The following is a 21754-nucleotide window of genomic DNA, read 5'->3' as shown; positions in this document are numbered from 1 at the left end:
AAAGCCAATGACCTTATTTAGAACAAGTGTATTAAATGCTGTATCCGTAGCAGTAAGGATGCTGTCATTGTTGGCGCTGAATAAAATTCTCGCTATTTATGCTGGTCCAGCAGGCTATGGCATCCTTGGACAATTTCAGAATGTCGCACAGATTTTCTACACTGCGGCAGGTACAGCATTTGCGAACGGAGTCACCAAATATACTGCGGAGTATCAAAAAGAGCCGGAAAAGCAATTTCAGGTCTGGCAAAACGCTACGTTCTGGACCGTTGCCTGCAGTTCTTTATGCGGGGTTGGGATCTGGTTTTTCGCTGATACATTAGCAGTACATTTTTTGCAGAACAATCAGTACGGGGCTGTATTCCGGTTGTTTTCGGTGACGCTGGCGTTGTATGGTCTCAACACTTTGTTGATGGCCGTGATAAATGGTCTAAACGCAGTTACTTTGTATCTGAAAAGCTCGATTACCGGGAGTCTGTTGTCACTCCTTGTGACGGGCAGTTTAACTTATTTCTATGGGTTGTTTGGTGCTTTGTTGGCTCTTACAGTTCATCAGTCCCTTACATTTTTTATAACTTTATTGCTGTGCTCCCGTGAACCTTGGTTTAGTTGGCGTAGCTTCGTAGGTCCGGTCCGACGTGCGGTCTCGACAGATTTAAGCCGTTTTGCACTGATGGCCGTTTGTTCGGCTGCGTTTCTGCCGGTAGCTCAGTTATTCATTCGTGATCAGATTGGAGCTAATTTAGGCTGGGAGGTCGCTGGCTATTGGGAAGCAATGAATAAACTTTCGGCAACTTACCTGCTTTTCGTTACGTCAGTGCTCAGTTTATATTACTTGCCGCGTTTTTCTTCGCTGACGAATAACAATGAACTATTTGCGGAGCTCAAGCAAGGCTATCTTTGGATTATTCCCAGTTTAAGTCTGATGTGTCTCGGTATCTACTTTTTTCGTGATTTAGTCATCCAGATGTTGTTTTCTTCTGACTTTAGTGCAGCTACAGGGCTTTTTGCATGGCAGTTGACTGGAGACGTGATCAAAATGATGGCGTGGTTGATCTCTTACCTTATGCTTAGTAAAGCGATGACCAAGGTCTATATCTTGTCGGAGTTTGCCTTTGCTTTGCTTTACTACGGTCTGTCGGGCTGGGCAATGTCAGTTTGGGGAATTCAGGGCGTCGTATTTAGCTATGCCGCCAGTTATCTGGTGTACTGGCTGGGCATTAGTGCTGCCAGTTATTGGGTGCTGAGGAAAGCTGAATGAAGATTACCTTACTTGGTGAGTTCAGCGGATTTCATAATAATCTTAAATCTGGACTGCAACTACTCGGCCATCAGGTTCAGTTGGTCGCTGGAGGCGATGGGTATAAGAAACTGGCGGTGGATGTTTCGTTAGATTCTCGTTTCAGTGGCGTTTTCGGTAAAGCTGAGCGTGTTATCCGCGGTTTTTTGGCTGTATGTAATCTGCATGGGCAGGACCTTGTACAATTAGTGAATCCTGTAATTTTCCCACAAGGGATAGGGCTTAACCAGCGCTTGATCCGACAACTTATGAAGCAGAATGGCAAAATCGCGTTGTCAGCCTGCGGTGACGACAATTTTTTTGTCAGTCAAGGAATTCACCAAATGCGCTACAACCCAATATCCGAAGCATTGCACTATGACTATCGAAGGGAGCAGCACCCGTATGATAATCCGACAGACCGAGCATGGAATCTAGAGTTAGCTCAACAGGTGGACCATATTATTCCGGTTATGCACGAGTACGAATTGGCTTATCGTGATTTTTCCAATACAGGTCCCTGTATACCATTGCCAGTAGATTGTGGCTTGATTAATTTCGAGCCGTTAAAGGCGACAAAAAAAATTGTCGTCTTCCACGGGTTAAATCGTTATGGTTTTAAAGGAACACGCTACGTTGAACAGGCGTTTGAAATCCTCTCTAGACGTTACCCTACTCAACTTGAGTTGGTGATTAAAGGTGGTATGCCTTTAAAGGACTATCTCGCGCTAATGCGTCAAACACATGTAGTTATAGACCAGGTAAATTCTTACTCCTGTGGAATGAATGCTCTGTATGCTTTGGCTATGGGGAAAGTAGTGATTGGCGGTGCTGAGCCTGAATCCTTGAAAGCATTGGGTATTGATAAGTCCCCCGTAATCAATGTCATCCCAGAGGTAGCCTCGATCGTTAGCGCAGTTGAACGAGTTTTACACCAAAAGAATGATATCGAAGAATTGAGTCTTTTAAGTCGTCAGTTCGTAGAGCAGGTGCATTCACACTCCAAGGTTGCAGAGCTTTATTTGCGCCGTTGGAACACTTAGGTATCTGCGGAGCCCGCCGCCGCTTGTGCTGGCTAGCAAAACTAAGGCTGAATTAAAAAGGCAAAGCAAATTAAATGAGTCTAATCACACCAGTAGCACAGCGCAGGTATGCCGTCTTTATCCCTTCATTAGACGGCGGTGGGGCAGAGCGTGTGACCGTCACTTTGCTGAATGAACTGGCGCGTCGTGGCTATCAGGTCGATTTGGTCATGCCTGAACTTCATGGGGTCTATCTGGCCGATTTACACCCAGCGGTAAACCGTATCTCCTTGGGACGCTCACGCACGCTAGCCTGCCTGTTTCCGTTGGCCAGCTACTTACGACAGGCCAAACCTGTCGCCTTATTGGCGGTGCTGAATCATGCAAATGTGGTGGCCATTCTGGCTGGACGCCTGGCTGGCGGCAACTGCCGGATTTTGGTGGCGGAGCATAACAACCTGGTCCGGGCTATTCGGGATGATAGCTCCCTCACCACCAGGGTTCTGACCCGGTTGATGAAATGGCTTTATCCGAAAGCGGATAAAGTGATTGCGGTGTCGGAAGGGGTCGCTGACAGCGTGGCTGAAGCGATTGCCTTGCCAAGAAGTTCTATTGAGGTGGTGTACAACCCTGTGGTCGGCGACAGCTTGTTAAGCAAAGTGGCGCAGGACGTCAGCCATGAATTCTTCCAGCGCCAGGGCGCCAAACTGGTGGCCGTGGGGCGACTGACGGAACAAAAAGATTTCTCGAATTTGTTGTCCGCCTTTGCGTCTGTGCACACAAAAACTGGCGCACAGCTGGCTATTTTAGGGGAAGGCCCATTGCGGCCTGTTTTGGAGGCGCAACGACAAACACTGGGTTTAAATGATGCTGTGTTGATGCCTGGTTTTGTCGACAACCCCTATGCCTGGATGGCGAAGGCAGATTTGTTTGTATTGTCATCGGCATGGGAGGGATTACCCACTGTGTTGATCGAAGCCATGGCATGTGGCACCAGAGTCGTCAGTACGGATTGCCCAAGCGGCCCTGCAGAGATCCTCGAAAACGGTCGATGGGGGGCCTTAGTGCCCGTCGCTGATGCAAAGGCGCTGTCAAACGCAATACTACAGGCGTTAGCCGATGAAGAACAGACAGACGTACGTGAGCGAGCATTAGGCTTTGATTTGAATACGTCGGTGAATCATTATCTGGCGCTGTTGAACAGCGCCGGTTAAAGTGGCGACTGCAGCCTAATCAGGCTGCAATGCCAAAGAGTTCCTGCCAAATTTTCCGGTCTGAATTTAAGTCAAAATACTTACTGGCGTGTTCAGCCTGTTTACTGAAATAAGGCAGTTTGTTCAGGAAGTAACTGAAGTTTTCCTGCAGATGAATGGGATCATTGGATGTCACCATGCCATTCTGGTAACGCACCAGTTCCTCGCAACCACCCACATCGCTCAAGAACAACGGCAAGCCACAGGCAGCTGCTTCTATTGCAGACATTGGCAGGCCTTCACTGTCAGAAAGTAATACCAGCCCATCGTATGCAGAAAAGTTACCAAAGTTTTTGACTTCTCCGCATAAACGAATGTTAGCGGCTGCATGGATGTGTCCACTCAGGCTGCCTTGGCCGATGACGTCAATGGAAACGCTGAAGTGATTCAGCAGATTCAACAGTTCGGGACGTTTTGGTGATTCCAGCCTGGCGAGAAACAACAGGTGCGGTGTATTGTCAGGCTTCTCGACCTGAGGCTCTGCGCCTGACGGGGTGGGCTTGAACACCTTATTTGGGATCAGTACCAGCTTATCTTGCGGCACTTTCAGCGTTTCTTGCGCAATTTGATAGTCCGACCCTGAAATGCAGATGATTTTGTCAGTTAGGGCGGCCAGCCATTGTTCAATTTTACGAAAGGCAAAGCGCAGCAAGCCGCCGTTGTAGTTGAACGACCATCCATGTGAAACGTAATAAACCTGGACCGGAACTAACAGTTTGACTAACCGCGCCATCACGCCTGCGTGGGCAGAACTGGCGACCAGCAAACCAATATTATGCTGGCGGATAAACTTCTTTAGCCTGAAGAGATCCCGCAAAAAAAACAGTTTACCCATCGACTTCAGGGTCAGGCTGCGTTCTTCTGCGAAAAAGCTGTTAAGCCAGCCTTGTTCTGAGGAAATGAGAAAACGTCTGGAGTCTTCACAAAAGCCTGAGACATTCTTAACCCAAGCCTGAGCACCACCAACTTCCGATTTGGTGATGATAAAACCAACATTCATAACTTAGCGTCCCATGCCAAAGATCACCACTTTTAAGGTTGCGAATAAAATTCTGATATCCAGCCAGAATGAGTGGTGTTTAATATAAAAAATATCGTATTTGTGTTTCCAGACGGCATCTTCAACCGATGCCCCATAGGGGTAACGCACTTGGGCTAAGCCGGTAATACCTGGCTTCACCGCATGGCGAAAACGGTAATACACGATGGACTTTTCCAGCTCTTCAATAAAGACTTCACGTTCTGGCCGCGGACCTATCAGCGACATATCACCCAGAAATACATTCAGCAGCTGAGGCAGTTCATCAATACGGGTTTTTCGGATGAAGTTGCCGACTTTCGTGATGCGATTGTCATTTTCGCTGGCCCACTGAGCGCCGTTACTTTCTGCGTCATTGCGCATCGAGCGAAACTTATAGACATAATATTCACGGTTGTACTGGCCGGTGCGAAGTTGCTTGTAGATCACCGGTCCTTTACTTTCCAGCTTGATCAATAACGCGGTCAGTATGCAGATAGGCAGAGTCAGCACGGCAATCATTGAGGCTAAGATCAAATCAAACATGCGTTTATTAAACTGGCTGCGACCGTTGGACAAGATAGAAAAGGCCTTTTGGTGCAGGAAATAACTGCTTTGCAGCAACCGGACTTCGGTATAGCCCAGACGTGAGTCCAGGTAGCTGACCAAAGGCTCAACCCAGGCGCCAAACTCCATAGCCCTGACCAAAAACTCGCGGTGATCTTTTTCCAGTCTGTTGCTTTCGAAATGGCAAATGACCTTGGAACTGAAGTCTGTCAGGGTATAGTCGTTGATCACCATATCAAAGGTGTAGTCTTCAACGATAAGACCTATATCGAGTTCTCGTTCCGGCGGGCAATACACATAGATCACCTGTTGCTTCAGGGTGTCACGCCGTGACATAAATGGTTTTGGATGTAATTCACTTACATCCGAAAGTCCGGCGTCTTCCGCGCTAATTTTATTAACAATTTCTTGCATAGGTCACTGTACTTAATGCCGTTTTAAATAGTGAACTTTTTAAAGGACACAATTATGTCACTGAATAACCTGAACGGCTACTTAAGGAACACTTTTTTACCACTGATAAACAGCTTTAACCAGTTAGGTGACGGATCTTTGCGCATATCTGCCGGATGCTGTTATTTTTCGGACGAAAGTTGCGCAGTGAGAGGCTAGAGCATGTCCGTACTTGGGGACTGACTATGATTTGCAGCATTGTTCAGATAGAATTCGGTCTCATTTATCTGGAACTTGCAACAACAGACCAGGCTTAACGAGGGCGTATAACGGATGATGCAGAGCAAGGCTCAACTGTGTAAAGGACGGTTGACTTGATGTCCCGACAGTTGAATTACTCGCCGCTGGCTTTCTATCTTGCTGATCAAAGCACTCAAGCCAAGTTCGGTTTGCTGTTGATTGCGCTCTGCTATGGTGCCTTCCTGGCCGCATTGCCAGTGGATATTTTTGCAGATCGTAAGCCCTACTTTGAATTCATCGAGTTTTCGCCCGTCATTTTATTACGGCATTTAAGTCATGGTGTGCACGCTTTAATCACCAATGAACCGGTCTGGTTGGTGTTTAATTCGTTTATGGGCCTGTTGCTGGAGCCACGTGACGTGGTGCGGCTGATTATTTTTTTCAGTGCCAGTGTGACGGCTTATTACCTGCTCAGGACCAATCCGAAAAACATCTGGTGGTTACTGCTTTTTTTGTTTTTTCCACAGATTGTAAAAAACTTTGTGATCCATTTGCGGCAGGGGCTGGCCATCGCGGTTTTTTTAATTGGCTGGTTTAGCGACAGTCACCGGAAAAAATTGATCATTGTCGGACTCACCCCCTTTATTCATGCAAGCTTCTTCTTTGTACTGATGCTTTTGGCCATGACCTATTTGTACCGTCGCATGCGACTGGCAGGTGACCTGCGGAATATACTGACCATTATTTATGCTTCGGCGCTTGGGGCTATGTTATTGGTGCTGGCGCGTCTGTTTGGAGCCCGGCAAGGGTCGAACCAGGAGTTAGCGAATGAGACGACTTCAGGCGCTTCATTTTTGCTTTGGTCTTTACTGGTTGTGCTTATGTTGTTACAAGGGCAAAATTATTTACGGCGCTATAGCTTTGCCGTCTCCGCTGTGCTGTTTTACCTCTGCATCTATTTTACCTCTCCAGTCGCAGGGCGGGTGTTTGAAAGCGCCATTCCTCTGGTGGTATTGGCGGGGCTTGCATTAACCGGATGGCGGCGTATGGCCTTTTTAGCCTTATTTGTCGGATTTAATTTATTAGTGCTGGCCATGAATTCCCAAAAGCCACTAATGGGCTTTGCTCCCGGGGTATGACATGTGTGACATGGAGTTCTGATTTGAAAGTTGTGCACATCAGCACTGGCCTGGATATAGGCGGTGCGGAAATTATGCTGGAGCGGCTGCTGACCAGCCATCCGGAGCGAAAAGATGAGCTGGTTATTATCTCTCTGCAGGACGAAGGGCCTATAGGCATTCGGCTACGTAATCAGGGGTATCAGGTTATCGCATTGAATATGGCCGGAAAGTTGGCGTTTCCTGTGGCTTTATGGCAACTGACTAAATTGCTTAAGCAAATAAAACCTGATTTGGTCCAGACCTGGATGTACCACGCCGATTTATTGGGAGGGATTGCTGCCCGCCTGGCTGGTGTCCGGCACCTGATTTGGGGCATCCATTGTTCTAACCTGCCTATAGGGCGGCCTTTAACCAAGCTGGTGATGAAAGCTGGTGCGGCAATGTCTGGTTGGTTGCCCGATGCCATAGTGGCCGTGGCTGAAGTCGCTCGCCAGAATCATATTGGATACGGTTATAACGCCAATAAATTTATTGTGATCCCCAACGGTTTTGCTCCGCTGTCTTCTATTCCTGCTGCACAAAAAGAGGCAACCAGACGGGAATTGGGTTTGAAAGACGGTCAGTTAATCATCGGTGCTGTCGGACGGAATCACCCGGACAAGGGGCAGGACGTTCTGATTGAAGCGCTGGCGTTGTTGCCTGCTGAACTGAATTGGCGTTGCCTCCTGGTTGGTCGTGACAACGAACCCGGTAATGTCGCCTTAACGAAACTGCTCGAACGCCATAACCTGTCGGACAAAGTTCAGTTGCTGGGGTTACGTGACGATATTCCGGTGCTGTTAAACTGTTTTGATTTATTTTGTCTGCCTTCGCGCAGTGAGGCCTTCCCAATGGCGCTGGGAGAAGCCATGAGTGTCGGCTTACCTTGTGTCGCGACCGATGTGGGTGATTGCAGAGAACTGGTCGGTGATACTGGCCTGATTATTCCCCCTCTGAGTCCTTCACTTCTTGCCAAAGCCCTAACGACGATGCTCTGCTTTAGCGCTGATGAGCGGAATCAGCTTGGGCAAAAAGCCCGCGAGAGAGTACTTGGCTCCTTTTCATTGAATGTTGTGTCTCAGCAGTATGATCAACTTTATAGTCGTATCGCAAAGCAGAAGGAGTCGGCTGATGTGTAGTGCCGAACCTCTTATGTTAAAGAATCAATTGCTGCAAAAGGCAGAAAGTTGCGTTAAGACAGAAACTGGAGTCAGTCAGGCGGTAGTGCCAGCCCCGTTGGTGACTGTGTATATTCCAACCCGAAATCGTCCTGAACTGTTAGACAGGGCGGTACAAAGTTGCCTCAGCCAAAGTTATAAACTGTTTGAGTTGATCATCGTTGATGATTGTTCAGATAAACAGTACCGAACGCAGATTGAAGCCATTGCCTGCAGGGACCCGCGTATTCGTCTGCTGAGCATTGAAAGTGCTTCTGGCGCCTGTGTGGCAAGAAATCTGGCAATTCAGTCAGCCAAAGGTGTTTTTATTACCGGACTGGACGATGACGATGAGTTTTTACCGGGGCGCTTGCAATACTTTGTACAGGAGTGGCAAAAGCACCCTGAAGCAGCCTTTTTGTGTACGGGCTATCAGGTGGTGACTCCAACACTGACTTTCAGTTACGGACGCAAGGGAGAAGAGTTAACAGCGTCCGATTTATTGTGGCGCAATGTGGTAGGTAACCAGCTTTTTACCCGGACAGACTACTTAAGGCAGATTGCAGGTTTTGATCCGGCATTTTTGTCTTGCCAGGATTACGACTGTTGGATTCGGCTAAGTCAGCGGTTTGGTGAAGGGCGGCGACTCACTGGCTGCAGTTACCGTATATGGCAAGACCATTCGTCAGACCGGATTTCTGTGTCAAAACATCGAGAACAAGGCTACCAGATGTTGCTTGAACGACATGGTCCACTTATGAACCGAGCGCAGCGCAGAGCGCAAAAGTTCTATTGGTATTTAAATACGCAGTCATGGCAATCGATGCGGTTGTTGTTATTGTCAGGCCGCTATACGTTCAGTGTGGCACTTAAGAATATTTTGATGCGCCATCTACCGGTATTAGTGTACCTCGCAGGAGGGCACAGACGATGAAAACATTATGTTTTATTCATTCCGGCAGGGCCGATTTGCCAGAACTCAATGCATACCGATCGTATTTCTCTGAACGTTATCGAATGGATATAAAGACTGAGCCTGTGAATTTGCAGCATTATGATATTGTCTGGTTTTTTATGGGCTTTTATCGTTACAACCCCTTACCTCACCAATTTATGGTGCATGAATTTGCCTCTTTATCTTTGCCGCCACTTGCTGGTTGCAAAGATTGGTTAAAGAAGCAGGCGCTGCCTTTACCTCATCTGCGAATTTTTCAGAATGAAAACCAACGCAGCCTGATGAGTTTTCGTGACAAGGTGCCAACTCTGACCCGGGATATGGGTATCAGCCGGGAGTTTCTGCAACTGCAGGACAAAACCAAAGACTTTGATCTGATTTACATTGGTTCCATGGATAAAACACGGCAGCTGACGGCAATTTTGTTTCGCTTACTCAGCATCAAGCCTGATATCCGTGTCGCTATGGTTGGTGACGCACCGGCTGCGCTAAAGCAGCAATTTGCGGACAAACCGCAGATTTTGTTTGCTGGCCGGGTCCATCACCAGGATATCCCTGGCTGGCTTGAGCGTTCTGCCATTGGCCTGAATGCAGTGCCAAACCTGAGACCGTATAAATTTCAGACCTCCACCAAGCTGATGGAATACGCTGCGGCTGGCTTACCTGTGCTGGGGTACCTGAACGACTGGACAAAGAACTTTTTGACCCGCTATTCAGTCCAATATGCCGATTTAGACCAATTGCAAAGTTGGCCACCTTTGTTTGAAAACAGTACTGTTCTGCCAAAAATTAATGATGAGCTGTTGTGGGAGCGGGTGATTGAACGCAGTGGTGTAGAGCATTATCTGCCTGAATAATAAATAGAGCCTGAAGGGGCTGAGCCGTAACTTGTTCGAGTTCCGCTGCATGAGTTAAGATGCCGCGTCTCGTTAAATATAAGAGTGATGGGAATTCTGATGAAATTAAGTCGTGTGCGTGGTTTTACACTGATTGAGCTTTTAATTGTAATTGTAATTCTGGGATTGCTGATGTCGTTGGTTGCACCACAAATGTTCTCCAAAGTGGGCTCGAACAAAACTAAAGTAGCCGCGGTTCAGATGGAAATGCTGGCGACTGCGCTCAACACTTATCGCCTGGATATTGGCAGTTATCCAGCCACTCTCTCTGAATTACGTCAATCCAGCCAACCGAACTGGGATGGCCCTTACCTGCCTAAAGATATCCCGAATGACCCTTGGAACAATCCTTACATTTACGCAGTACCAGGTCAGAATAATGAACCTTTTTCACTGATGTCTTATGGCCGCGATGGAAAAGCCGGCGGTGAAGGTGAAGACGCAGACGTCGTATTCAAATGACTGAACTGATCTCGCTGTTGCAGCAGCAATTTGGAATTTCCGGCTCTGACATAGACAAAGCGATGACGTTCCAGAAAAAGTACGGTGGCCGGCTGGAGCAGTTATTGGTGAATATGGGCGCATTGTCTGAAGACAATCTGCCGGAGTTTTATGCTGCTTTATTACAAATCCCTTTGTTATCTGAGCAGACTTTAAGTGGAATTCAGGCTGAGCAGCTACAGGCTATTACGCTGAATCAGGCTCTGAGTCCGTTCGACTGGTTTGTGTTGTCCGAAGCAGAGCAGCAAATGATTCTGGCTGTAGCAGACCCTTTGTCTGTTCAGGGGAATCAGATTGTGGCAGAAGCCGGATCTCAGCTGGAATGTTTTATTGCGACGCCACAACAGATGCAGATGTTGCATCAGCTGTATCAACGGACGTCAGCCTCTGTGGCCAATTTTGATGAGCTGACCGATGTTGAAGAAGACAGGCTGCGGGAGCTTGCCGGTGAAGCGCCGACAGTCAACCTGTTGAACTCTCTGATATCCCGCGCACTTCGTGCACGGTCCTCCGATATGCACCTTGAACCCATAGGGAACAGGTACCGGGTGCGTTTCCGTATCGATGGCGTATTACAGGAAGCGGATTGGATCCCCCCGCGAATGAGGTTGCCCGTCGCATCCAGGCTTAAAATTCTTTCAGGCATGGACATTGCGGAGAAGCGTCGCCCGCAGGATGGCAAAATTTCAATGCGCATAGCGAATGAAGATTTGGACATCCGTGTTTCTTCATTACCGTTGCATGACGGTGAAAGCATTGTGATGCGTTTTTTACGGCAGGACGCGATCAACTACAGCATGGAAGTGCTTGGTCTTTCTGCTGATATTGAGCAGGCGATCCGGGAAGACATTCGTAAGACCTCAGGTGTGATTTTGCTGACAGGGCCAACCGGTTCAGGAAAGACCACCAGTTTGTATACCTTTTTGAATGCAATTAACGAACCCGGCGTGAAAATTATTACGCTGGAAGACCCGGTTGAATACCAGCTGGAAGGGGTAAACCAAGTGCAGGTTCAGCCCGCTATAGGTTTTGACTTTGCTGCAGGTTTACGCAGTATAGTGCGTCAGGACCCTGACATTATTATGCTTGGTGAGATCCGTGATAAAGAAACGGCCCAAATTGCCATGCAGTCTGCGCTGACAGGCCATTTGGTTTTCTCCACAGTACACACCAACGACGCGCCAAGTGCGTACACCCGATTGCTGGATTTGGGCGCGGAGGAGTATTTGCTCAACGCCGCTATAGTGTCCATTATTGCGCAGCGCCTGGTTCGAAAGTTGTGTCCACATTGTGCAGTCCCTCATTCTGATGCTACCGCGCTAATGGCTCAGTATGAGTTGCAACCGCTGGCGACACGTCATGGGCTTGTTGCAGAATTAAAACAGGCGGTAGGTTGTGAGCATTGTTCGCATACCGGCTACAGAGGGCGGGTGGCTATTATCGAGTATCTGCGCTGTGATGAAGCGGTAAAATCCTTACCCAAAGACGAGCATTTCCCTTTGACAGCACGTAAGCTGAATCAGCAGCGCGGCGGGCGCACATTAATGGCAGACGGTTTGTTGAAAGTCTTGCAGGGAATAACAACCATTGAAGAAGTTATCCGGGTAGCTGGCTGATGGCATGGTTTGACTATAAAGCTTATGACCAGGCCGGGCACCTGATCAGCAGTGAAATTGAAGGCGAGTCTGTTCAGGCGGTTCACCAGCTCTTGCAGCAACAAGGATTATTTCCTTTGTCGGTGAAAGAGCGAAAAAACCAGCAACGCCTGTCTTTGTTTCAATCCAGTCAGTTGTCCCTGAATGAACTTGAATTTATTACGTCTGAATTAGCCTTGTTGTTGCGCAGTGGTGTCAAAATTGATCGCAGTTTGGCAATGCTGGCGAAGGGGAAGTCGGACAGTCTCGCCGGAAAACTGCTGACGGAACTATCAAACTCAGTAAAGCGTGGCGAGTCCCTGGCAGACGCATTATCCCACCACAAGCACTTTGATAACCTCTATGTAAGCCTCGTCAGGATGGGCGAGGCCAGCGGTGAGCTGGCAGAAGTATTTGCTGGTTTAGCGCGTGATCTGAAATTCAGGAAGGAGTTGCAGGCTAAAATCACTCAGGCCATGGTTTACCCTGCCGTAATTTTTTCTGTTTGTGTGCTGGCTATTGTCTTTGTATTTAATTACATAGTTCCTCAAATGTCTGGCTTGTTTGAAGGAAATGCCAACCTGCCTTGGTATACCCAAATGCTGATCAGCGCCAGTAAATGGATGCAGAGTTATCAATGGTATTTGGCATTAATACTTGTGGCACTGGCCGGCGGCGCAAAGTGGGCTGCTGACCGGGGCCTGCTGTCGCAATGGCTGGACGAGTACCTGATCCGGGTTCCGCTGTTTAAATCAGCCATTATGCAGATTGAACGTATCCGCTTTAACACCAGTATGGCGTTGATGCTTGACGCCGGTGTACGGTTGGACCAGGCGATAGAATTGGCCGCAAACACCATCAAGAATGCTCTGTTACGTCAGTCTGTAATGCTGGCCAAAGCCAAAATCAAACGGGGCAATAATTTGACTGAAACCCTGGCTGCCACATCGCTTTATCCGGACTTTTATCTTTCCCTGCTGGAGGTTGGCGAAGAAAGTGGTCAGTTGGGGGTAGTATTTGACGAAATAGCCAGCCGCAGTCGCAACGATTTTACCGGCTGGACCACAAAAATGACCAGCTTGCTGGAGCCACTGATGATCCTGGTGATGGGCGGGATAGTGGGCTCTGTGGTGGTGGTGATGCTGCTCAGTATCATGTCGGTTAACGATGGCATCTGATGATGAGTGTCAAGAGCAGCCGGGGCTTTACACTGATTGAACTGATGATAGTAATCATGCTGCTGGGGCTGGTGATGAGTCTGGTTGGGCCTTTAACCATGCAGCAGGTCGACAGTGCCAGAGCCCGCAGCGAGCAGGAAAGCCTGCAGCGCTGGCTGAGACAACAAAGCTTTGAAGCCTACACCCGGCAACAAGCTGTACAATTGAGTTTTGATGGTAAAGGTGTGTATGCCTATGACGCTGACGGGCGGCGTATCCTTCTAAAACAATTCAGCTATCTATTTTTTACTCCACAACATGTTGAACTGAACGTCAATGGTTTTCCGGAGCCCGTCAGATTGCAACTCACTCGTTTAGAACAACAGCAGGATCTGGACCTGCTTGCCATGTTAACCAGCAGTTATGCGCCGCAGTAAACCTAAAGGTTTTACCCTGATTGAAGTACTGATTGCGGCCACCATTTTGTTTATGGTGATTGCTGCGGTCAGTCAGGTATACAGAGCCGCTTCGGTATCAAGTGAGAAAGCCAGTGCTGCAGTGGATGCGTCTGCTTTAGTTGATTTATTAACTGAGACGGTGTCATTCAGGCTCAGAACTGCAGATGTCAATAAAGTTCTTGAACAGGAAGGGGTTCTGAACGGTTACCGTTTTTCCTGGCGGGCCAGTGTCAGCAAAAGAGCCGCGCCAGCTCCGCGTTATGAATTGGAAAGTGATAGTTTTATTCGGCAGAACGAACGATTCTATTTATGGCAGGTAGAGCTGACTTTAATCAAAAATGAAAAACAGCAGCGCTATCAGTTTAATGCGCTCAGTTGGGGCTTGCCATGAATAACCGCGGTTTTACCCTGATCGAAATACTGATAGCAACTTTATTGCTCGGGTTTGTCATGTTGGTGGGAAGCCTGAGCTTTTCCGTATTCAGTGAACGCTGGCGTAACGATTTCGGCAGTTTTCAGCAGGATGTCAATCAGGCTAGGAAGCTACAGCTATTGCATCAGGTCCTTATGGGAGCCTCAAATTATCTGGTGAGGGATACGAGTGGTTCTGCCGCCTATTTTTTTCATGGCAACAACCATGAGCTGGTGTTTATCAGTCATCAGCCGATCTTCAGTTCGTCGGGGCCTGCTTTGATCCGGCTGGTTGTTCAGGAGGGAGCTTCAGGCTTGCAGCAATTGTCCTATCAGGAAAGCAGCCTGAAACAGAACCCCTTATTGAAATCAGCACCTTTGCCGGCAGCGGACAAATCCATGGTGCTGTTTGAAGCGGAAAATATTCGTTTTAATTACTATGGCTGGAAAGACTTTGCTGCTTATGACCAATTTTTGGGCTTTCGTGAAGGCTCTCCGGTCTGGCAGACCGCTTATCAGGCTCAAGTGACCGGTATGTTACCTGAAGCGGTGAATATCATATGGGCAAATAATGAACCTGTGATTATTCCGCTGCTTCAGGACGGGCGAACCCGGCTCCGTTTTGTGCAGGATGAAAAGAATGAAGCCTGAACGTGGTGTAGCGCTCATTCAGGTGCTGTTTATCTGCACCATTCTTGCGTTACTGGCATTGCACTTTACGCTGACAGGTCGGCAGCAAGTAGAAGTAGCCAGTCTGATGCAAGACAGGACTGCCGCTCAGCTGAAGCTGAATCATTGGCAGAACGAGATACTGTTTGCGTTGCTGACGCAGCCCTCAGGCGAGCTGGGGGCGGCTCTGGTGGAAGCAAACCCTCTGACATCGGTATGGAATTTTTATGGCAAACTGTTTACGCCTGAACCTGGTGTCACCATAAAATTGCAGGACCTGGAGGGCCTGGTTGCGTTGACTGCTACAGACCCGGCATTACTCAGGTTATTGGATTATCTTCAGCTTACCCCTGTGCAACGTAGTCATTTGTTGTCATTTCTCGAGCAGCAACAAGGTGGCAGCGCACAGATTTATCGGCAAAGTGCACAGCCAGGCAGGTCGATGTTTTTGCAAAGCTTGTCAGAGTTGGAACAGGTCGGGGAACTGTCCCCTCAACAACTCAAGTCGTTACAGGAGATGGTCACTGTATTTCCAAAAAGCAGTTTTAATCCGCTGCATGCGCCAGATGAAGTGCTGAAAGCCACGTTACCTGCCGAAGTGGCGGATGAGGCAATCCGCCTGCGCGACGCTGGAAGTCTAACCGCAGACCGTTACCTCAATCTGGTGAAAGTCGAAGACAGTGAAACGGTATCTTTTATTAGAGGCCAACGTATCCGGCTGGAAATCCGGGTCGAGCATGGAGGGGCTGTAGCGAAACGGCGGCTGATCTGTTACATTCGCCCGGGCGATTTAGAACCCTTACTCTGGTTAGAATAACAAAGAAATAGTGATGTCAAATAAAACCTTAGGGATAATTTCAGCGCTAAAACAATGGCTGAGAAAACAGATTGGTTACCTGGACCAGCAGCTGATGAGCTTTGGTGCCAACGGCGAACTTCTGTGTAATGATCTAACGCTCCCTCCTAAAGTGCTTATTTTAAGCCGGCACCATTACAGTGAGAAAGTGCAGTGGTTGCCTGTAGAAAAACGTTCAGCGGCGCGCACCCTTATCCGTGCCCAGCAAAACACCTCGAACATTGTTCAGCTTTATTGGATTGGTGAACCTGTAAACGGTAAAACACCGGTGCTTTGGTTCACACCAACGGCAGACTTACCTGCATCGGCCTGGTTGGTTGTACCTGAAACGTTATTGTTGGCGTATTCGTTCAGTAAAGGCACTGTTATCAGTTACCAAAGCCCTTCCAAAGCTACAACTGTGTATTTGACGAACAGTCTGGCTGGGCCTGTTTCCGCGGTGCAAGGCGGATTGTTGGTTTCTGCCGAACAGTTTATGTTGTCTCAAGGCGTAGCCATAGAGCAACGGATTGAACTCGATTCTTCCAGCCATAGCCGGACTCTCTTTCTGGCATTATCAAGATGGCATCAGTTCCAGCTCGTTGGGTTTCTTCGACTTAATCAACATGGTGCCCGCTCATTTTTTCAACCTTTGTTTGGTCTGATCTGGCCTGTCGCGGCGGCGATAACCCTCTATTTATTGATCATTACACAATGGACGGCCGTACGTGTGGAGCAGACCCAGACTGAACTTGAACAGGTCAATTCCGATGCAGCTGCCGTTTTGACACAACGTGAGCAGGTGCAAAAGCAAATCGATCGTTTCAGTCGGCTGCAGCAGGTGTTACCAGGTGATCATTCTATGGTGGCTCTTTGGCAGGTGCTGGTTCCTCTGTATAAAAAAAACGTCTTGATCACTACAGTTAATCAACAACAGCAACAAGTGAGTGTCACTATCGAAGCTCCATCGGCCACCGAAGCTTTGCAATTGTTATTGCAGCAACCTGGTGTCAGTAATGCTGAGCTGGAAGGGAATGTGCGACGTCAGGGCGATAGAGAACAGGCAACAGTGCGTTTTGACTTAAAAGGAGCGGACTGATGCAAGCACTTCAACCTTACAAAGCGTATTTACCCTGGCTGCTCGTTTTATTAGTCGCCCGTTTTGTCTGGCTGCCGTTGTGGGACTCACGCCAGGAGAATTGGCAGCAACTGGCGTTTAATCAGAACGCATTAGAAAAAACTCAGGCTCTGCTCACTCTCTCAGCGGAAATGGGTGAAGCGCAACAACATATGGATGTTCTGGTCAAAGCGGCGGAACTGAAGCTGACACCGGCAGAAAACCTGACCCGCATCAAGCTGGATACTCAGCAGCAGTTGGAGCAAATGTTCAACCAACACAATCTGCAAATTAGTTTGTCTGCCTGGCGCGATGGCATCATGCAACAGGACATGCAGACGCTGGTGCTGGATTTAAGCTTCAGCGGTAAGTTACAGGACTACCTGAAGCTGCAGCAACAGATGCAGCAGCAAGAGAGCTTGCCATCGCTGTTGTTGCTGAACCAACGTCTGAACATTCGTGGACAAAACGCGCAACAACTTGGTGATGTGACGGGGGATGTTTCTCTGCGCGTGGCTATCAGGTTGAAGGATGCGTCATGAACCAATCTAAGCTTCAAACCTGGTTAAAACTGCTCAGGCCTTACCTGACACCTGTATTTGGTGGAGCTTTAGCGCTGGTGCTGATGGATCTCTGGCTGAGTAAGCCGGAGTTACGTGACCCACGTTCAGACTTGTTGCCTGTCTTACCAATAAATAAAGTCGCGCCGCAGCCAGGCAGTAACGATGTGGTGCAACAACTGATCAATCAGTTAGAGCAGCCTGATGTCACAGAGCGTGAAGCTGAAGACAACAAGGATAAAGGGCTGAGTCTAGAACAACAGCAGCAACAACAAGGCTTACTGAAAGAGTTATACATTGGCGATAATGTTTACCGTTTAACTGCTATTGTGCGACAAGGTGGGCGGCACAAAGCGGTTCTGAGTGTCAGGTCAGTACAGGCGGAACAGGGTGCTAAGGCGGAACGCCTCGAACTCAATGCCGGAGATGAAATCAAGGGTTATCAGGTAAGTGAGCTCAGTGCAAAACGTCTGACGCTGACTCAAAAAGAACGTCGGGTCTGGCTCGAACTGTTTGTTCCTGTTTTACTTTCTGGCAGCGCAGACACTCAACCTAAACCGAATTAACAGCGAATTTACCGGATTAGTTATGAAGCAATCGTTTTATTTATCCTTATTGGCTTGCGCAGTCTTAAGTGGCTGTGCCATTCAGCCTGCAGAAAGGAACTTTGAGTTGCAAAGCTCCTATTTACGTACCAGTGGCGCTGAGCAAATTTCAAAGCCCTCTGGACTGACTGATGTATCAGTGCAAGAAGAGCGGGGCGCCCAGGGCAATTCATTTCATTCACTCAGTTCTATCCAGCGTTCAGACCGCCGTTTTATTAGCGACAGTGCGCTGGCCAGCCGGTTTTCTGCCAGTCCCGAGTTAAGTATTGCAGCGGAAAACATGCCTCTTGCAGACTTTTTACACCATGTATTCGGTGAGCTCCTGGGAGCAAACTACGTGCTGGGAGAGGGACTGACTGAGTCGACATCGACTATCAGCCTGAATGTTCAGGAAAAAATCAGTAAGCAAAAGCTGTTTACTATGGCTGAAGCCTTGTTACTGCAGCGTAAAATAGTGATCAAACGCCAGAATGAGCTGCTTTATATCTATCAGCAGCCTGTCAATGCGCCAGATTTAACCGAAGTTGGTTATGGCCGCACGCCGGATACTGTGCCTAATGCGGTGAATGTAAAGCAAATTGTGCCGCTGAAATATGTGGTGAATACCAGTGCTTTGGATACGTTGCGCCAGATTGCCAATGTGCAGACCGGTTATGATTCTGTACAAGGGCTGCTGTTTTTAACCGGGGAGCAGCAACAAGTGCTGCGTGCCCTTGAATTATTGCAACTGTTGGACGCGCCTGGCAGCCGGGGCCGCAATATCGCCTTTTTAAAACTGAAGTTTTTAAATGCGGAAGAATACATCAAGGTGATGAAGGACGTCCTGATCAACGAAGGCATATTGTCTGCTGATGAGCGGGACAGCAGGGTTGGTTTTGTGCCTATAGCCCAGATTGGAGCCGTTGCTGTCTTTGCCAGTGACGCTGACTTTATCAAACGGGTGCAGTATTGGACTGAACAGCTCGACCAGCCCAGTATGGGCACAAAACAGCAATATTTTGTTTATGCACCACGGTATGCACGAGCTTCTGATTTAGGTCAGAGTGTCTCCACCTTAATTAGTGGGCAAAGTACAGCACGGCAAAGTCAGGCGCAAAATGCCACGGAACAACGCACAGCAGAAGTAGAAAACCGTAGCGCAACAACCAGTACCAGTGCGGAGAATGAAAATGTCCGCATGGTGGTCGATGAACGCTCAAATACCTTAATCTTTTATACGTCTGGCAGTGACTATCAGGCGCTGCTGCCACTGATCGAACGTCTGGACGTGATGCCCAAACAAGTCATGCTGGAACTGACCATTGCCGAAGTGACTTTAACTGACGAATTTAAATATGGTGTGGATGCCGCCTTTAATTCTGGCCGTTTTTCCGGCAGCACCAGTTTTGGAGCTGCTGATATAGGTGGGGCTGTATTAGGCTGGGCATCCGGCAGTAAAACCATTAATGCGCAGGCCTTTGAAACCAACAGTCTGGTCAATGTATTGTCTAAGCCAACCATCCTGGTGCGAGACGGGGTTGCTGCCACTATTAATGTGGGAACCGATATTCCGATTGTCGGCAAAACGACCACGGACCCGACGACTGGCACTACCCGCTCAGTGGATTACCGCAAAACAGGTATTGATGTCAGCGTCACGCCAACCATTAATGCGCAGGGGGTGGTCATTATGAGCATTGACCAATCCAACAGCAATCAGGTGGCGGGCGGTGCTACCCTGGAAGGCAACCCGCAAATTTTTGAGCGTAGCTTAAAAACTGAAGTGGTGGCTGAAAGTGGCCAAACGATAGTGTTGGGCGGTTTAATTAGCGAAAACAAAAGTAATAACGACGATGGCGTGCCGTTTTTACATCGTATTCCTGTGTTAGGCGCTTTATTTGGCACCAAAAACCGCACCAATAATAAAACTGAGCTGGTGATACTTGTGACCCCGAAAGTGATTGAACGGCCAACCGAGTGGCTGGAAATTCGCCAGAAGCTGAACGAGGGTTTGCAGTTTATCAACCTGGATGAATAAAGACACAGTGGCCTGCTTGCTTTTTTAGGCCTGACCAGATAATGTCATAGAGTGTTTTACATTGTTAAAACATATGCTTAGGGGCATAAAGCTGTAAAGGTCCACAATCCGCCAGTTAGCAGAAACTGCAGTTAAGCCGCAAAAATCAGTATTTCATTGAGAAATGTAGTACTGTGCAGCGAAATCAGCAGGCCAGACACGGATTACTTAAACGTTGAGCGCGGCTTTTTTTAGGTATTAGGCAAGTTGCAGTTGACATATTGCAGCCGTTACATAAACTAGGCCGTGAAAGTTGAAGTAAAGGCGCGCGCTAGGGGTTACTAGTGCTCCTGGTTTAACTTTACAGTTTAGCTTTCAATAAGAAAGTTGTATAAAAACACGGAACAATGGTAGTGAAAATTGCTTCTTGTTCCAATTTCATGAAATTGGAGATTTGGATATATGAAAAAGGTATTTAAAGCCTCTTTAGTAGCAACAACGATCGCTTTGGCGTTCGCTGCTAACGCTGCTGACGTTGCTATCGCGCCAGTTACTACTGTAACTAACGAAGCTGTTCTGACTAAAACTGTAATCCCAGCAGCTACTGCCACTATTACGATCTATAACCGTCAGGAATTATCTGCTGGTGATAAAGTCACTCTGAGCTTCCCTCTGGGTACTGTTCTGGCTGCTGGTGATGTGATTACTATTAACAAAGGTGCAGCTACTGCTTCTTTCACTGCACCAGTTGTCACTGGCGCTACCGCAACTGTTGGTCCGAAAATTACTTACGAACTGGCGTTAGGTAACCCGCTGTTAGCTAACTCAAAAATTGATGTAGTATTACCTGCTACTTATGTTCCTGCCTCTGGTAACGTAGTATATGAAGCCAAAGACGGTTTCACTGGCACTGTAAAAGATACAACTGGTTCAGGTACAGGTACTCCTAACCAAGCTGCTCTGATCAAAACTCAGGCTCAGGAAGTTGTTTCTCTGAAAACTGAATTCGATGGTTTTGTTCAGCGTCTGGCTCGTAACCTGTTTGTTGACACTAAAGGTTCAGCAGTTTCAACAACTGCAGCTAAAGCTGTCTTGTCTGTTCAGCAGCCAACTGCAACTGTTACGGCAGCCATTGTTGCCAACCAAGACCTGGTTGTTCTGAAAGCTGATGGCTCTTTGGCTGGTCTGGCTTCAGTGGCTATTTCTGACGGCACTAACACTGTGACTGTGCCAGCTGCTAACTTTACAGCAAGTAACCCTGCAGCTCCAACAGTGTTAGACACCGCTACTTTCGATGTGTCTGCTGGTGCTCCTGCTGCTTTAGTTGCTGGCACAGCTACTGCTGCAGACTGGACTATCACTGCAACAGCAGCCGCTGCTCCTGCTACTATCCCTCTGCGCACCTTTACAGTTACTCGTAAAGTGACGTACGATGGCGTAGCTCCAACAGCTGACCACGTTTCTACTACTGCATTTGCAGCAGGTGAATTCCAGTTAGATGCAACTCTGGTTAACGTTCCTTACCTGCCAGTAGGTTATGAGCAGTTCTCTTCAACTGTAGAAATCTCTAACCTGAGTGCAGCTGACGCAGAAGTAAGCGTAGAGGCTGTAGGTAAAACTGGTAAGAAATACGGTCCAGTAGTACTGTCGAAGAAAGCAGCTAAAGGCGCTGTAACGTCTTTCTTTGAAAGCGATTTCTTCACTGCTTTTGGTCTGGCTAAAGGTTCTAACGAGAAATTAAGCATCTCTTTTGCTATCGATGCTAACGAAAAAGACATCACTGTAGTTCCTTACTACCGTGAAGGCACTGCTCGTGTGAACGTGATTGCTGATCAGTACAAAAAATAATTGACTGAATTGTCAATTTAGAA

Annotated in this window: 21 protein-coding genes; 19 read left to right on the top strand and 2 right to left on the bottom strand. The window is 48.0% G+C overall.

Annotation, left to right across the window (positions count from 1 at the left end; all coding sequences use genetic code 11):
* Positions 1 to 7: 7 nt before the first annotated feature.
* The 3 genes from ACFO3I_RS17755 (at position 8) to ACFO3I_RS17745 (ending at position 3515) form a co-directional block, all read left to right on the top strand.
* A complete protein-coding gene (locus ACFO3I_RS17755) occupies positions 8 to 1261 on the top strand; it encodes an O-antigen translocase (RefSeq protein ID WP_377336346.1) in 1254 nt (417 codons plus the stop codon).
* Entirely contained in the window at positions 1258 to 2322 is a 1065-nt protein-coding gene (locus tag ACFO3I_RS17750; protein WP_377336344.1) for a glycosyltransferase, read from the top strand. Before ACFO3I_RS17755 ends, ACFO3I_RS17750 begins: the two co-directional genes overlap by 4 nt.
* Positions 2323 to 2396: 74 nt before the next feature.
* A complete protein-coding gene (locus tag ACFO3I_RS17745; RefSeq protein WP_377336342.1) occupies positions 2397 to 3515 on the top strand; it encodes a glycosyltransferase in 1119 nt (372 codons plus the stop codon).
* A 19-nt stretch (positions 3516 to 3534) separates the two neighbouring features.
* On the opposite strand, the gene ACFO3I_RS17740 is transcribed toward ACFO3I_RS17745, so the two are convergent.
* Positions 3535 to 4389 carry a glycosyltransferase gene (locus tag ACFO3I_RS17740; protein WP_377336626.1) on the bottom strand — a complete coding sequence of 285 codons (855 nt, stop codon included), beginning with the start codon at positions 4387 to 4389 and terminating at the stop codon, positions 3535 to 3537.
* Positions 4390 to 4557: 168 nt separating this feature from the next.
* Entirely contained in the window at positions 4558 to 5553 is a 996-nt protein-coding gene (locus tag ACFO3I_RS17735) for an exopolysaccharide biosynthesis polyprenyl glycosylphosphotransferase (RefSeq protein ID WP_377336340.1), read from the bottom strand.
* A 356-nt stretch (positions 5554 to 5909) separates the two neighbouring features.
* On the opposite strand from ACFO3I_RS17735, the gene ACFO3I_RS17730 reads away from it, so the two are divergent.
* From ACFO3I_RS17730 to ACFO3I_RS17655, 16 genes are all read left to right on the top strand, one after another.
* Positions 5910 to 6911 (top strand): hypothetical protein, encoded by a 1002-nt coding sequence (locus ACFO3I_RS17730; protein ID WP_377336338.1) that lies wholly within the window; start codon positions 5910 to 5912, stop codon positions 6909 to 6911.
* A gap of 32 nt (positions 6912 to 6943) precedes the next feature.
* Complete coding sequence (locus tag ACFO3I_RS17725; RefSeq protein WP_377336624.1) at positions 6944 to 8071, top strand: glycosyltransferase family 4 protein; 1128 nt, start codon at positions 6944 to 6946, stop codon at positions 8069 to 8071.
* 13 nt (positions 8072 to 8084) lie between these two features.
* Complete coding sequence (locus tag ACFO3I_RS17720; protein WP_377336336.1) at positions 8085 to 9023, top strand: glycosyltransferase; 939 nt, start codon at positions 8085 to 8087, stop codon at positions 9021 to 9023.
* Entirely contained in the window at positions 9020 to 9901 is an 882-nt protein-coding gene (locus ACFO3I_RS17715) for a glycosyltransferase (protein ID WP_377336334.1), read from the top strand. Before ACFO3I_RS17720 ends, ACFO3I_RS17715 begins: the two co-directional genes overlap by 4 nt.
* A gap of 99 nt (positions 9902 to 10000) precedes the next feature.
* On the top strand, positions 10001 to 10402 hold the full coding sequence (gspG, locus tag ACFO3I_RS17710) for a type II secretion system major pseudopilin GspG (RefSeq protein WP_377336332.1): 402 nt from the start codon (positions 10001 to 10003) through the stop codon (positions 10400 to 10402).
* Positions 10399 to 12057, top strand: a complete 1659-nt coding sequence (locus ACFO3I_RS17705) for a GspE/PulE family protein (protein ID WP_377336330.1) — start codon at positions 10399 to 10401, stop codon at positions 12055 to 12057. Before gspG ends, ACFO3I_RS17705 begins: the two co-directional genes overlap by 4 nt.
* Positions 12057 to 13253: a type II secretion system F family protein gene (locus ACFO3I_RS17700; RefSeq protein WP_377336328.1), complete on the top strand. Its 1197-nt coding sequence runs from the start codon at positions 12057 to 12059 to the stop codon at positions 13251 to 13253. The genes ACFO3I_RS17705 and ACFO3I_RS17700 overlap by 1 nt, the downstream gene beginning before the upstream one ends.
* On the top strand, positions 13253 to 13669 hold the full coding sequence (locus ACFO3I_RS17695) for a pilus assembly FimT family protein (protein WP_377336326.1): 417 nt from the start codon (positions 13253 to 13255) through the stop codon (positions 13667 to 13669). Before ACFO3I_RS17700 ends, ACFO3I_RS17695 begins: the two co-directional genes overlap by 1 nt.
* Positions 13656 to 14081 carry a PilW family protein gene (locus ACFO3I_RS17690; RefSeq protein ID WP_377336324.1) on the top strand — a complete coding sequence of 142 codons (426 nt, stop codon included), beginning with the start codon at positions 13656 to 13658 and terminating at the stop codon, positions 14079 to 14081. Before ACFO3I_RS17695 ends, ACFO3I_RS17690 begins: the two co-directional genes overlap by 14 nt.
* Positions 14078 to 14752, top strand: a complete 675-nt coding sequence (locus tag ACFO3I_RS17685) for a Tfp pilus assembly protein FimT/FimU (protein ID WP_377336322.1) — start codon at positions 14078 to 14080, stop codon at positions 14750 to 14752. The genes ACFO3I_RS17690 and ACFO3I_RS17685 overlap by 4 nt, the downstream gene beginning before the upstream one ends.
* On the top strand, positions 14742 to 15587 hold the full coding sequence (locus ACFO3I_RS17680) for a hypothetical protein (RefSeq protein ID WP_377336320.1): 846 nt from the start codon (positions 14742 to 14744) through the stop codon (positions 15585 to 15587). The genes ACFO3I_RS17685 and ACFO3I_RS17680 overlap by 11 nt, the downstream gene beginning before the upstream one ends.
* A gap of 13 nt (positions 15588 to 15600) precedes the next feature.
* Positions 15601 to 16704 carry a hypothetical protein gene (locus tag ACFO3I_RS17675; RefSeq protein ID WP_377336318.1) on the top strand — a complete coding sequence of 368 codons (1104 nt, stop codon included), beginning with the start codon at positions 15601 to 15603 and terminating at the stop codon, positions 16702 to 16704.
* Complete coding sequence (locus ACFO3I_RS17670) at positions 16704 to 17264, top strand: hypothetical protein (protein WP_377336316.1); 561 nt, start codon at positions 16704 to 16706, stop codon at positions 17262 to 17264. The genes ACFO3I_RS17675 and ACFO3I_RS17670 overlap by 1 nt, the downstream gene beginning before the upstream one ends.
* On the top strand, positions 17261 to 17848 hold the full coding sequence (locus ACFO3I_RS17665; protein ID WP_377336314.1) for a hypothetical protein: 588 nt from the start codon (positions 17261 to 17263) through the stop codon (positions 17846 to 17848). The genes ACFO3I_RS17670 and ACFO3I_RS17665 overlap by 4 nt, the downstream gene beginning before the upstream one ends.
* 22 nt (positions 17849 to 17870) lie before the next feature.
* The gene (locus ACFO3I_RS17660) at positions 17871 to 19904 is read left to right on the top strand and encodes a type II secretion system protein GspD (protein WP_377336312.1); all 2034 of its coding nucleotides are present in this window, start codon (positions 17871 to 17873) and stop codon (positions 19902 to 19904) included.
* A 441-nt stretch (positions 19905 to 20345) separates the two neighbouring features.
* Complete coding sequence (locus ACFO3I_RS17655) at positions 20346 to 21731, top strand: hypothetical protein (RefSeq protein ID WP_377336310.1); 1386 nt, start codon at positions 20346 to 20348, stop codon at positions 21729 to 21731.
* Positions 21732 to 21754 lie beyond the last annotated feature (23 nt).

It is taken from the genome of Rheinheimera marina (assembly GCF_042654345.1).
Taxonomy (GTDB): domain Bacteria; phylum Pseudomonadota; class Gammaproteobacteria; order Enterobacterales; family Alteromonadaceae; genus Pararheinheimera; species Pararheinheimera marina.
This window is presented reverse-complemented; position numbering and strand designations above follow the sequence as displayed.

Coding starts and splice junctions, on each gene's coding strand:
- ACFO3I_RS17735 (WP_377336340.1), bottom strand. CDS start 5,553: ATGCAAGAAATTGTTAATAAAATTAGCGCGGAAGACGCCGGACTTTCG.
- ACFO3I_RS17690 (WP_377336324.1), top strand. CDS start 13,656: ATGCGCCGCAGTAAACCTAAAGGTTTTACCCTGATTGAAGTACTGATT.
- ACFO3I_RS17670 (WP_377336316.1), top strand. CDS start 16,704: ATGCAAGCACTTCAACCTTACAAAGCGTATTTACCCTGGCTGCTCGTT.
- ACFO3I_RS17660 (WP_377336312.1), top strand. CDS start 17,871: ATGAAGCAATCGTTTTATTTATCCTTATTGGCTTGCGCAGTCTTAAGT.
- ACFO3I_RS17705 (WP_377336330.1), top strand. CDS start 10,399: ATGACTGAACTGATCTCGCTGTTGCAGCAGCAATTTGGAATTTCCGGC.
- ACFO3I_RS17755 (WP_377336346.1), top strand. CDS start 8: ATGACCTTATTTAGAACAAGTGTATTAAATGCTGTATCCGTAGCAGTA.
- ACFO3I_RS17655 (WP_377336310.1), top strand. CDS start 20,346: ATGAAAAAGGTATTTAAAGCCTCTTTAGTAGCAACAACGATCGCTTTG.
- ACFO3I_RS17685 (WP_377336322.1), top strand. CDS start 14,078: ATGAATAACCGCGGTTTTACCCTGATCGAAATACTGATAGCAACTTTA.
- ACFO3I_RS17695 (WP_377336326.1), top strand. CDS start 13,253: ATGATGAGTGTCAAGAGCAGCCGGGGCTTTACACTGATTGAACTGATG.
- ACFO3I_RS17745 (WP_377336342.1), top strand. CDS start 2,397: ATGAGTCTAATCACACCAGTAGCACAGCGCAGGTATGCCGTCTTTATC.
- gspG (WP_377336332.1), top strand. CDS start 10,001: ATGAAATTAAGTCGTGTGCGTGGTTTTACACTGATTGAGCTTTTAATT.
- ACFO3I_RS17675 (WP_377336318.1), top strand. CDS start 15,601: ATGTCAAATAAAACCTTAGGGATAATTTCAGCGCTAAAACAATGGCTG.
- ACFO3I_RS17720 (WP_377336336.1), top strand. CDS start 8,085: ATGTTAAAGAATCAATTGCTGCAAAAGGCAGAAAGTTGCGTTAAGACA.
- ACFO3I_RS17700 (WP_377336328.1), top strand. CDS start 12,057: ATGGCATGGTTTGACTATAAAGCTTATGACCAGGCCGGGCACCTGATC.
- ACFO3I_RS17665 (WP_377336314.1), top strand. CDS start 17,261: ATGAACCAATCTAAGCTTCAAACCTGGTTAAAACTGCTCAGGCCTTAC.
- ACFO3I_RS17750 (WP_377336344.1), top strand. CDS start 1,258: ATGAAGATTACCTTACTTGGTGAGTTCAGCGGATTTCATAATAATCTT.
- ACFO3I_RS17680 (WP_377336320.1), top strand. CDS start 14,742: ATGAAGCCTGAACGTGGTGTAGCGCTCATTCAGGTGCTGTTTATCTGC.
- ACFO3I_RS17740 (WP_377336626.1), bottom strand. CDS start 4,389: ATGGGTAAACTGTTTTTTTTGCGGGATCTCTTCAGGCTAAAGAAGTTT.
- ACFO3I_RS17730 (WP_377336338.1), top strand. CDS start 5,910: ATGTCCCGACAGTTGAATTACTCGCCGCTGGCTTTCTATCTTGCTGAT.
- ACFO3I_RS17715 (WP_377336334.1), top strand. CDS start 9,020: ATGAAAACATTATGTTTTATTCATTCCGGCAGGGCCGATTTGCCAGAA.